At 61.8% G+C, this 11,127-nt stretch carries 11 protein-coding genes; 5 read left to right on the forward strand and 6 right to left on the reverse strand.

The window, feature by feature from the left end; translation table 11 throughout:
• Nucleotides 1-52: 52 nt before the first annotated feature.
• Nucleotides 53-223, forward strand: coding sequence for a hypothetical protein (locus tag BN971_RS25010; protein ID WP_170322121.1), 171 nt, complete (start codon nt 53-55; stop codon nt 221-223).
• Between the two features lie 185 nt (nt 224-408).
• Here BN971_RS25010 and BN971_RS09240 read toward each other — a convergent pair whose 3' ends face one another.
• From BN971_RS09240 to queC, 6 genes are all read right to left on the reverse strand, one after another.
• Nucleotides 409-1,449: a PD-(D/E)XK nuclease family protein gene (locus tag BN971_RS09240; protein WP_085183066.1), complete on the reverse strand. Its 1,041-nt coding sequence runs from the start codon at nt 1,447-1,449 to the stop codon at nt 409-411.
• Complete coding sequence (locus BN971_RS09245) at nt 1,431-3,896, reverse strand: UvrD-helicase domain-containing protein (protein WP_169718662.1); 2,466 nt, start codon at nt 3,894-3,896, stop codon at nt 1,431-1,433. The genes BN971_RS09240 and BN971_RS09245 overlap by 19 nt, the downstream gene beginning before the upstream one ends.
• 252 nt (nt 3,897-4,148) lie before the next feature.
• Entirely contained in the window at nt 4,149-4,934 is a 786-nt protein-coding gene (folE2, locus tag BN971_RS09250) for a GTP cyclohydrolase FolE2 (RefSeq protein ID WP_085183064.1), read from the reverse strand.
• Entirely contained in the window at nt 4,931-5,314 is a 384-nt protein-coding gene (queD, locus tag BN971_RS09255) for a 6-carboxytetrahydropterin synthase QueD (protein WP_085183063.1), read from the reverse strand. The genes folE2 and queD overlap by 4 nt, the downstream gene beginning before the upstream one ends.
• Entirely contained in the window at nt 5,311-5,946 is a 636-nt protein-coding gene (queE, locus tag BN971_RS09260; RefSeq protein WP_085183062.1) for a 7-carboxy-7-deazaguanine synthase, read from the reverse strand. The genes queD and queE overlap by 4 nt, the downstream gene beginning before the upstream one ends.
• Before the next feature lies 1 nt (nt 5,947).
• On the reverse strand, nt 5,948-6,640 hold the full coding sequence (gene queC / locus BN971_RS09265; protein WP_085183061.1) for a 7-cyano-7-deazaguanine synthase QueC: 693 nt from the start codon (nt 6,638-6,640) through the stop codon (nt 5,948-5,950).
• 107 nt (nt 6,641-6,747) lie between these two features.
• Here queC and BN971_RS09270 point away from each other — a divergent pair, with 107 nt between their 5' ends.
• The 4 genes from BN971_RS09270 to dbpB (BN971_RS09285) are packed head-to-tail and all read left to right on the forward strand — an operon-like array spanning nt 6,748 to nt 11,108.
• Nucleotides 6,748-7,635, forward strand: a complete 888-nt coding sequence (locus BN971_RS09270) for a hypothetical protein (RefSeq protein WP_139027072.1) — start codon at nt 6,748-6,750, stop codon at nt 7,633-7,635.
• Complete coding sequence (dbpB, locus tag BN971_RS09275) at nt 7,632-8,777, forward strand: DGQHR domain-containing protein DpdB (RefSeq protein ID WP_245837061.1); 1,146 nt, start codon at nt 7,632-7,634, stop codon at nt 8,775-8,777. The genes BN971_RS09270 and dbpB (BN971_RS09275) overlap by 4 nt, the downstream gene beginning before the upstream one ends.
• Nucleotides 8,774-10,018: a tRNA-guanine transglycosylase DpdA gene (dpdA, locus tag BN971_RS09280; protein ID WP_085183058.1), complete on the forward strand. Its 1,245-nt coding sequence runs from the start codon at nt 8,774-8,776 to the stop codon at nt 10,016-10,018. Before dbpB (BN971_RS09275) ends, dpdA begins: the two co-directional genes overlap by 4 nt.
• On the forward strand, nt 10,011-11,108 hold the full coding sequence (gene dbpB / locus BN971_RS09285) for a DGQHR domain-containing protein DpdB (RefSeq protein ID WP_085183057.1): 1,098 nt from the start codon (nt 10,011-10,013) through the stop codon (nt 11,106-11,108). Before dpdA ends, dbpB (BN971_RS09285) begins: the two co-directional genes overlap by 8 nt.
• The last annotated feature ends 19 nt before the right edge of the window (nt 11,109-11,127 follow it).

The following is an 11,127-nucleotide window of genomic DNA, read 5'->3' on the forward strand; positions in this document are numbered from 1 at the left end:
GACTTCTACTTGGCCATTGACAGACTGGCACGAAGCACCACCGCCTACCGTCATGAAGGCTGCGTCCGCAGCGTTTGATGTGGCCGCCGACAAGACTGGTCGTGCACTCACAGCAGCAGGGTCCGGCTTAGTTAAGCTGGGCGACTATCTCATCGAGAAGCCGCGCGGGAATGAAGAAGTGCCCGGCGACAATCCGGACGCACACAACAGTCGCCCCGATTAGTCACGCATATCTCGTCCCGCACTCGATGTATTGCGCCCCCCCGCAACGAGCAGTCGGATGTCCAACCCGCCTTCGCAGAGGCCGACGGTGTCGAAGCTGCGGTCGGTACGTTTTCCACCGATAGCCGGCCGCAATCAGTAATTAGGACCTGGCTCGCGATGCCTGCGGAATAATGTTGCTTGCCGTCAGTTTTTGAACACATTTCCAAGCGTGACGTCTGGGTTTGCCGCTCCTCTTGGGAGGTGCATCGTGTACTCGGCGCAGTCGAATCTAAATGTGCACGCTGTGCACTGAGCAGTCGTTTCCTGGCTCAGGCGCTGGCCGATCGGCTTGGCGTCCCGGGCGAGTTCCCCGGCCGGCACAGCACTCGGGTCGGTCTCAAAGGTATCCGCGGTCGCACGCAACGCGCGGACCTGCTCGTAGGTCCAGTCGAGGGCCGCGTCGACGATCTGTTCGTTGACGTCAATCGCGAGAAGCCGTCGGTCGCGGCGTGGCTCGTTGATGAAGAACAGAACGCAGCGCACCGGCAGCGCGCCAGTCCGATCTCGGTACAGCGCCGCATAAGTGAGCAGTTGACGGACGTAGTCGTCTTTGAATGGGTTGCCGGCGCGGGTGCCCTTGTAGTCCCAGATCTCGACGTCGCCGGCGGCGGCGGTCGTCGTCGTAGCCGCGACGTGGCCGCACAGGTCAGCTACAGACTTCCACGCCCACGTGTGCTGGTACGTGAGCGGGTGCTGCTGCTGGATGACGAGGTCAAGGATGCCCGTCAGCAGAATGCGCGACTTGCCGGAGAACTTGGCCGGAAGGACCTTCTTTACCGCACGGAGTTCGTATTCGGTGTGCTGCGCGCCCTCGATGACGACCCTGACTACCGGGTCGATGCGCCCGTTGGGGTAAAGGTTACCCACGACGCGGTCGATCGTGTCCGCTTTGTTGGCGAACGCGGTTCTAATGCCACGCGCCCAGAGCACGCGGTAGTAATGGTCGAGTTGGGCACGCAACTCGGCCTCGGTGGCATGGCGGCGGCGGGCAAAAGTCTCCTGGTGCTGGCGGGTGAGCCATTCCATGGCGTGATGGACGAGTCGTCCCTCCATTGCCTGCACCACCTCGTAGGGGTGAAAACCGGCCCGCTTCTCGTAGGCCCACGCGCGGCGGCACCGGCGGTGCGCCAGCAGATCACCTGTGTATGACACTTCGATGACGTCGCTCATGGCTTCCAGCTCCATTCGGTGACGCCACCGGCCAGCGTCCGCCCTCGCGCGGTCGCGAAAAGTCGCTCGATGCCGGGGTTTAGCGCGGTCATCGGCCGCGTGTCGGTGGGGTCGTGCAAAAAGGTGAGGCGCTGCTTGGCACGGGTCATTGCGACGTAGAGTTCGCGATCACGGTCCGCCTGTGCCAGCCTGGCTACCGCACGACTGTTACAGACAGGCTGCCCATCGACTCCGACGCGATACGGCACGCGCTTGCCGCTGAAGAGCATCGTCTGAAGCACGGAGTGCGGCACGGCGTCGCGGCCGGTCAACCCGACATACACGTGGTCGAATTCGAGACCCTTCGCCTGATGAAAAGTTAGCAATGCGACGGCGTGCTCGGCGAACGCGTCGTCCTCGATGTCATCGAGGGCGCTCTCGGCGACGATGGCGCCGAACACCGTGAGAAATCTCCACATCTCATCGGGCCAAGTGATCTTGCCGGCGGTATTGCGCGTCGGAGTGAGTGGCTGGTCAAGGGACGAGCGACTACGCCGGGTTGGCGCGATTTGCGCTTCCAGCAACTGCGTGAACAGCGCCTCCCGGAACAGGGTCGGGGTAAAGCCGACCGCCCGGAACATCGGGAAGGCCAGCAGTCGGGCGACGACACCGCTGAGAGTCAGCCGCGGCGCGCGACGGCTGCCGCGCTGGTGTGCCTCTGTGGCGGCGACCAGGTCGGTCCGCAGTTTGTCGAGGTAGGCGAGCAGTGGGGCGACCGCGGGGGTCGGTACCCGCACTCCCGCGGAACTGCCGCGGAAGGCCTTCTGGATGCCGGCGTGCGCCTGGCCGACAGGGAAGGCGGGCGGTGCCACAGGCGCGAAACTGGCCTTTTGGGCGTCATTGCACGATGCCCACACCATTATCTCCCGACCGTTCGACCCGGCCGGCGCGAGGACGACCGGGTCGATGAGATAGGAGAGCAGCGCGGCGAGAGAATGGACAGGGCTACCGCGGCGCGCCGCCGTCTTGTTGCGCGGGTTGTATACGCGCAGCCCGAGGTTCTCCAGTGCGCGGCGCAGCTCCAGCCCTGCGGTGCCGCCGCGCTTGCCTTCCTTCTCCGAAGTAGAAAACAGCAGCACGGCGACCGATGGCGCGACGGCTGGCTTGTTGGGTCGGCGCCCCACGCCAAGTGCGTCGATCTCAGCGGCCACGTGGTCGCAGACCGCCCCCCACGGCCCCTCCAGCAAGCGTGGTGCTCCACCCGCCTGCACGGTGCGGGGCGAGCGGATCGTCTTCGGCATTGACACGGCAGACAAAATAGTGGCTTTGCGAAACGCGGCGCTGAAGGCGACGATGCGTTTCGTGCTGCGCCAGTTTTCCTCAAGCTTCTCCTGCCGATAGCCGAAACTGTTAGCGCGGCAGGAGTTTTCAAGCCCGACGAAGCAGGCGATGTCGGACCCGCGGAACCGGTAAAGGGCCTGATCATCGTCGCCGACCACCGTGAGCCGGGTCTGGGGTCGAGTCAGCCACCGCAGGTGGATAGCCAGCTGGACCGGGTTCGTGTCCTGGAACTCGTCGACGAAGACGTGGTCGATTTGCGGTACTACGGCGTTCTGGCGTTCATGAAAGCGCCGCTGGATTGTGGCGAAGTCGAGGATCTGCTGACTGTCGAGGTAGCCTTCCCAGCGCTGCTGAAGCGTTACCAGATCGTCGGTCAACCCGGGGCGAGACACGGCTTCGATGCCGTTGTCCGTGCCAGCATTACCGCACCGCGGCATCCAGGTCTCGGTGTGCTGGGCCAGGACCGACTGAAGAAATGAGATCCGGTCGAAGGTGTTGCTGGGCCAGCGACCGTCATCCCAAGGCGGCCGGAAGATCGAAACCAGCGCGTCGGTACCGACCAGTCGTTCAACGAGTTTTTGCGGCGTGTCGCCACGCTGGCTGAGCACCACGGGGTGCACCCTGGTCATCCGTACTCGCGCCTCGGTCTCCTCGATGACCTGTGTGCCTGCCGACATGTACGCCTCATCGAACTCAGCTAGCAGCGCGTCGCAAAGGCTGTGCAGCGTTCCGATCCGCAAATCGTGGACGTGTGGGTCAGCGGGGTTGAGGCCACGCTTGCGCGCCTGCTCCAGTAGGGCGTCGCTGCGCTCAACTACGCGAACCTCCAACTCGGTGGCCGCTTTGCGCGTGAACGTGGTGACGACGACTCGGTTGGCCGCCGTTCCTCGCACCATGAGTTCGAACAACACCCGCCAGACAAGCATCTCGGTCTTACCCGATCCCGCTCCGGCAAGGATCTGCAGGACCGTGTCGTCGGGGCGGACGGCGATGATGCGCCGCTGCGGCCCTCGCGGCGCAAGCGGGGCGCGCCCGACTTGCGCGAGGACCTCGTCAACCAGTTCAAAGAACAGATCCGTAGGTATGACGTCGACGGCTGGCGCCGTGCCGGTCCTAGCTATGACAGTTGACGCTGGCCCCATGGGCTGCAGGGTAGCGGCACTCTGGCCTGTCCGACATGATTTTGGAACCGCCATGCTGGCTCTGTCGGGGCTGCTTCGTGCGACGAAGTAGCTGTCGAATGGGGGTTACACGGTCGGGGCGTAGATAACGAAAAGTTCTCGCCTGGTGCGGGAGGTCACCAACTCAGTCTGCTCAGGCCTCGCTATTCACCTGAAAGCTTTCTTGCACCGGTCGTTGGGAGTGCAAACCTAGTCAAGCAGCCGCCGTGTCCGTCACATAGGGCTCCACGACAATCGCGCGACGGCGTCATGACTGTGGATGCTCTCGAGAGTTCGTATTTCGACGCTATGACCCACAACCTGAGCACGACAGGCAAGCGACAGCTGTCTTACCAAATCTTCGACGAACATAGGCTTGTCATAGGCGGCCATCGTGATGACACGCTCGTCGGATCTCTTCACCACCGGAAAGACCGGGCACGAACTATTGGCGCGAATCATCTCGATCAGCGTCGAGACGGCGACCGGATACGCGGCGTCACCCCTTCCCTGCACGGTGAGAGACACCCGGCTGCGCTGATTGTGTGCGCCATAATCGCTGATGGCCTTGCTGCACGGGCACAGCGTCGTGACGTCCGCCAACACGGTGGTCTCCAATGTGAACAAGTCATCCGACAGGTCCCCCCGAAGGCGCACATCGTGTACCTGCCAAGCTTCTTCGCCCGAAGTCGGTGCCGCCACCCTCATGGCAACCGGCAACACAGCTGACACCCGCGCGGACGACGCATCCAGGATGTCAGCCAGGATCTTCCACACCGAGGCGAACTCACGAGGATCAATCACCTGCATGTGCGCATCCGCGGCCTGGACCATCCGACTCATGTGCGTCCCACGGCGGTCCGCCGGCAGGCGGACGGTGATCTCAAGATCGGCCACGACTGCCTGGGATAGTTCACCGTCGTCAAACACGACCGGATAACGCAGACCCGATATGCCGACCTCGTCGATCGGGATACCCCGATCGTCCGATTGGTTCTGGATATCGAGAAGTTGCGTCATTGCCGTCCGCCGCCCTGTCCGCGATACACACAACCAGAGGTGCACGTTTCGGAAACCCTAACCGCGGACATCATCGGCAACGACGCGGTCAGCTCGCGCCAGATCCACGCCGCGAGATGTTCGCTCGTGGGGTTCTCAAGACCAGGGATCTCGTTGAGGTAGTAGTGATCGAGTTGAGCGATGACCGGCTTGCAGGCGTCTTTGATATTGCCGAAATCGATGACCCAACCGGTGTGCGGGTTGACGGGGCCCGTCACGAATATCTGGGCCCGATACGAGTGCCCGTGCAGCCTTGAGCACTTGTGATCACGCGGCACGTTTGGTAACCGATGGGCGGCTTCGAAGGTGAACTCCCAGAAGATCTCTGCGGTTTCGTTCATGCGATTCCTAGGTATTTGTGGGTTTGCAGACTGAGCCGCCACCTGGGCCGCTTGAGGCAGTACTCGACTGCAGAAGCGGTATTTTCATCTACTGAGGGGCCGTCCATCGGCGAGAGCCGAAACGAACCGAAGTTCAGATTCTCAAACTGCGCGGGGTCTCCGCCGTCTTGGGGAAACACCAGCTTCAACTCGTCGCCCGACGTGAGTACCAACGGCGCGCCGATCTTGGGACTCACGCACGTCCAGTCGATCCCGGGCGGTGGGTGACGCGTGCCGTTGGTCTCCACCGCGACGTAGAAGCCCTGGACATGCAGGGCATCGACCAGTGCATTGTCGAGTTGAAGCAGCGGTTCTCCCCCGGTGCACACCACCATTCGGTGCTCGTGGCTAGATTCGGGCCACGCGCGTGCCACCGCGGCCGCGAGGTCGGTGGCGTCCTGAAAGTGCCCGCCGCCAGGACCATTGGTCCCGACGAAGTCGGTGTCACAGAACTTGCAGATCGCCTGCGCGCGATCACGTTCCCGCCCATTCCACAGGTTGCAACTAGCAAATCGGCAGAACACGGCCGGGCGCCCGGTGTGGAACCCCTCGCCCTGAAGGGTGTAGAAGATCTCTTTGACCGTATAGGCCATCTCAAGCCGCCTGATAGACCAGTGGGTCTGGGTGACCCGCCTCTGCGAAACCTTTGAGCCGCAAGAGACACGAGTCGCAGCGCCCGCAGGGCCTTCCTGCGTCGTCCGGGTCATAGCAGGACGAGGTCAGGCTGTAGTCGACACCCAAGTCCAGGCCCAAGCGAACGATGTCCGCCTTGGTCTTAGTGATGAGTGGCGTGTGGATGGTCATCGCGGAACCTTCGACGCCGGCCTTGGTGGCGAGGTTCGCCATCGCTTGGAAGGCGGCGATGTACTCGGGCCGGCAGTCCGGATAGCCGGAGTAGTCCAGTGCATTGACGCCGATGAAGATGTCCTGCGCACCAACGGTTTCGGCGTAGGCCAGCGCGAACGAGAGGAAGATAGTATTCCGCGCCGGCACGTACGTAGACGGTATGTCGTCATCGCTCAACTCGGCAACTGAGGCGTGCTTCGGTACGTCGATGTCGGTAGTCAACGAGGAGCCTCCGAAGACACGCAGGTCGATGTCGGCGACCACGTGCCGGGCGACGCCGTGCGCCGCGGCGACGCGCCGTGCCGAGGCGAGTTCCACAGCGTGACGTTGGCCGTACCTGAAGGACAGGGCGTAGGGCACGTACCCCCGGTGCTTGGCGATCGCTAACACCGTCGTCGAGTCCAGCCCTCCGCTGAGCAGTATTACCGCCGGTGTTTCCATGGCGTCCTCTCGTGGCGCGTCGGTGTGTGCGGCTATAGTAACCGAAACTACATCAGACAGCCGACACGTTGAGGGCGCAGTTTCGCCGTTAGGGAGAGGAGGGTGACGTGCCAAAACTGACGATCGTAGTCAACTGCACCGACAGAAAGTCGGTGCAACCTGCGGCGAAACTCCGTGTCGGCTCCCTTCCCCGCGGCGACAACAAGGCACGTTTCGAGGTGTGGCGTCGGCGTGTCGGTCAGGCGCCGGCGCAGGTCAGACTAATCGACCTCTATCAAGGGGAGGCCTGGCAAGAGGTCCGTGGGCTGTCCAACGACGCGCGACACGCCGGGTACTTCGTCACGACCTTGGTCGCTTCGGCCGGCCTTGGCCTGCGCGACGTTTCGACGCTGGCGAGCCCGTACGCCGCGACCTTCGCGGGTGGCCATCCCGATTCGGTGGCATCTAGCGCCGAGGAGAACCGCGACTGGTGGCGACGTCTTCGCGACCTCGAATCCGCGCAGTCGTTGACCGACACCTGCGGCGACCGGGTGTTGCTGGTGTTATCCGAGACGTACGCCCGCAGCATGGAGCACGATCTGATCGCCCTAGCCAATCGCGGCGGCGACCTCTTGCTAGTAGGCGGTGCCCGGGATATTGACGGGTTGGCCCGACTCCCCGCCAACCGCTCACTGCGTGCCGAACTTGGCGGTACCACCTCCAGCGTTGGCCTTCGCATGGCCCGACGGTGGCTTCGCAGCAGCACCGGCAACCACCTGTACACCTCGAAGGACGCGTCGGCGTGGTCCGATTGGGCTCGATCGGTGGCCCGTTCGGAGAACTACCACCGGGCGGCGGCGACCGATGCAGACATCGTTGAGTGGATCAACACGTTGTGCGCTGCCGAGCCTGACCTGTCGGCGACCCGCGCGTTGCGTCGAGTCCGCGATGCTGGTATTGCGTGCGAGCAGAAGCGGTTTGGCCGGCTGTTTCATTCAGTGGTGGACACGCGGTGAACGACGACGAACCCGAACGACTGCTCGAGCGGCGTGCACTGCGGATTGAACAGAACTCGCGCATGCCGTTGTACCTCTTCGCCCTCGCCGCCGATGAGGTTGCTCTGGTCGCTGACGTGGCCCGCATTTCCCGCGACGAGGCGGGCAAGTTGATCGGCTACCAGCGGCCTGAGCGGCGAAGCCATGTGAAGCAGATTCTCGACTACCTGAACTCAGGGGAAGTGCTGTTTCCGAACGGTCTGATCCTCGCGCTCCCCGACACCGTGCGGTTCCGGTCCAGTCGCGGTCCGGCCACCACCGATGGCCTCGCAACGGCCGGGACACTCGAGATCCCACTCCCTGCTGGCGACGACGAGCCCCGACCCGCATGGATCGTCGACGGTCAGCAACGAAGCCTTGCGTTGGCGCGTACCAAGAACACTCGACTGCCCATCCCCGTAGCCGGCTTCGTCGCACCAACACTAGAAATGCAACGTGACCAGTTCCTTCGGGTGAATACCGTCGCGCCACTGCCATCGAATCTTGTCACGGAACTTCTCCCCGAGGTGATATCCGCTCCCTCCCCGCGGTTGTCGCAACGCCGAATGCCCTCCGCGCTGGTCGACATGCTCAACCGTGACCCCGAGTCCCCGTTCTTTGGGTTGATCAAGCGCGCATCGACCGACAGTGAAGACCGCCGTCAAAGTGTCATCACCGACACCAGTCTTGTTGAAGCGCTGAAAGAATCACTTGAATCACCCTCTGGTGTGCTATTTCCCTACCGGAACATGGCGACGGGTTCCACCGACACCGACGGGATACGACACGTTCTGCTGCTCTACTGGAACGCGGTGCGAGACCTGTTCCCGGATGCCTGGGGCAAGCCGGCCACCCAGTCGAAACTCATGGGTGGCGTCGGCATCAGGGCCATGAGTCGGCTCATGGACCGGGTCATGGTCCAAGTCAACGTCGCCTCACCACACGCCGCGGCTGAAACCAAGAAAGAACTCTCGCGAATCGTCGCGAAATGTCACTGGACCGGCGGCACCTGGGCCGAACTCGGGTTGCCTTGGGACGAACTGCAAAACGTCTCTAAACACATATCCGCGCTGTCGAACTATCTCGTCCGAGCATATGTGACTGCCCGTAAGGAGCAGGCATGAAGTTTTACTTCCCCGACAGCCAAGACCAAGTCAGCCCTACCTATGACTTCATCCACGACGAGCATTCGCCTCTCCGGGTCCGCCAACGCGACGACCGCTATGCACACGAGGTCCTCACCATGCGTCCCTACGATGGCCTTCTCGTGTCGAAGGCCATCGTCGACGGTTCTGGCAGAGAGGTTGGCAAATACTCAATGCCGCAGCGCCAGCGCCTGTATCGACTTGGTGTTCGGGAGTTTTTTCGTCTGCCTCGTTCGATCGACACACTTGGAGACTGCGGCGCATTCACCTACGTTAATGAGCCTGAGCCGCCATACTCAATCAACGAGGTCCTCGACTTCTACGGCCAATGCGGCTTCGATGCCGGCGTAAGCATCGATCACGTCATCCTTGGCTACCGCCGTCCCGGCACCGGCGACCCTCCGAACGAATGGGTGGAGAGGCGCCGCATCTCGCTCACTTACGCCGAGAAGTTCTTATCGGCAGTCGTGGATCAACGCGCGAGCTTCGAACCGATTGGTGCGGCACAGGGCTGGGATCCAGCTAGCTTTGCCGATAGTGTGCGTGAACTTCAGGGCATGGGATACCGACGAATCGCCCTGGGCGGCATGGTTGCCCTGAAAACACCCGACATACTTGCGTGTCTAGAAGAGATTGCCAAGATCCGCAGCGCCGACACCGAACTGCACCTGCTGGGGATCACCCGCGTCGAAACCATCTCTGAATTCAAGAGATTGGGCGTGACAAGTTTCGATAGCACATCATCATTCAGACAATCGTTCATGGACGACCGCGATAACTACCACACTGCCGATGACCGCTACTCGGCCATCCGCGTCCCGCAAGTTGACGGAAACATCACGCTGAGGAAAGCGATCCTATCGGGAACAGTGTCCCAAAGGAGCGCGATCGAAGCCGAAAGGTTGAGCCTCAGACGGCTGAGGGAATTCGACGCAGGATCCTGCGACATGGATGGCGCAATCGCGGCTGTTGTGGATTACGGAGAGATCGTCGGCCTGAAAGGCGACTACGAGGATCAGTACCGACGGACGCTCATGCGAGCGCCATGGCGTGAGTGCCAGTGCGGTCTTTGCGCCAAGCATGGTATCGAGATCGCGATTTTTCGCGGTAGCGAGCGAAACAAGCGGCGGGGCTTCCACAACCTGTCCGTGCTTGCGGAGAAGATGAGGCGATTGAAATCAGCGAAGCCAAAACTCTCGGGAAGGATCAAGCATGGCTGACAGGTATGAAATTAAGGTGCCCGCACTCGAAGTGCGGCAGGGCGAACGCACGATCTACTGCTTTGCCATCGACGGCAAAAGACTCCTTGACTTCACTGCCGTCTCTCGTGTTCGACGATCAGGCGACGGCGGCCTAGCTGGCTACCAGCGGCCGGAAGTTCTTAACCATATCCGGGCGATACGCCGCTACATTGAGTCTCCCGAAGCGCTGCTGCCGAATGCTGTTGTGCTTGCTTTTGATTCACGCGTGAGATTCGAAACCAAGCGGCGACGCAGCGCAGTCGAATACTCAATAGCGGGCGAGCTAATCATACCGGTTGATGAAACGCTCGAGGACGTCGACAAGCCGGCGCTGGTGGTCGATGGACAGCAACGCGTTGCCGCGATCCGGGACGCGGACGTAGCGGAATTCCCCATCGCTGCGGTTGCTTTCATCGCTTCCGACGCTGAAGAGCAACGTTCTCAGTTCATACTGGTCAACAACACGAAGCCCTTGCCGAAGGGACTGATTCACGAGTTGTTGCCCGAGGCAAGTGGTTACCTGCCGCCCAAGTACGCACGCCGTCAGCTCCCTGCGCAACTTATGATCCGCCTAAATCTCGACGACGACAGTCCCTTCCGCGGCGCGATCGCGACGCCCACCTCGCCCGACGGCTACATCAAAGACAACAGCGTCTTGAAGATGATCGAGAACAGTCTCTACGACGGCGCGCTGTACCAGTACCGCAATCCCGAGGACGGCTCGGGCGACATCGAACAGATGATGCTTCACCTCAAAATATTCTGGGGTCTTGTCGAAAGCACCTGGCCCATTGAGTGGAAACTGATTCCCCGCAAGTCGCGGCTCACCCACGGTGTAGGGATTCAAGCCCTTGGTTATGTGATGGACGCGCTCACGGAAGGCTACGACGCCGACTCGCTACCCAACATTGGACTCGACCAACGCCTTGACATGCTATGCCGGGTGACAGCATGGACAAGTGGGACATGGGATTTAGGTCCCGATGATCAAAGGCGCTGGAACAGTTTGCAAAACACTCCGAACGACATCAAGCGACTGACGAACTGTTTCTTGCAGGCCTTGCGGTAGCGCCGCCTGACATTCCGCA

The sequence above is a fragment of the Mycobacterium bohemicum DSM 44277 genome, assembly GCF_001053185.1.
GTDB classification, from domain to species: Bacteria; Actinomycetota; Actinomycetes; order Mycobacteriales; family Mycobacteriaceae; genus Mycobacterium; species Mycobacterium bohemicum.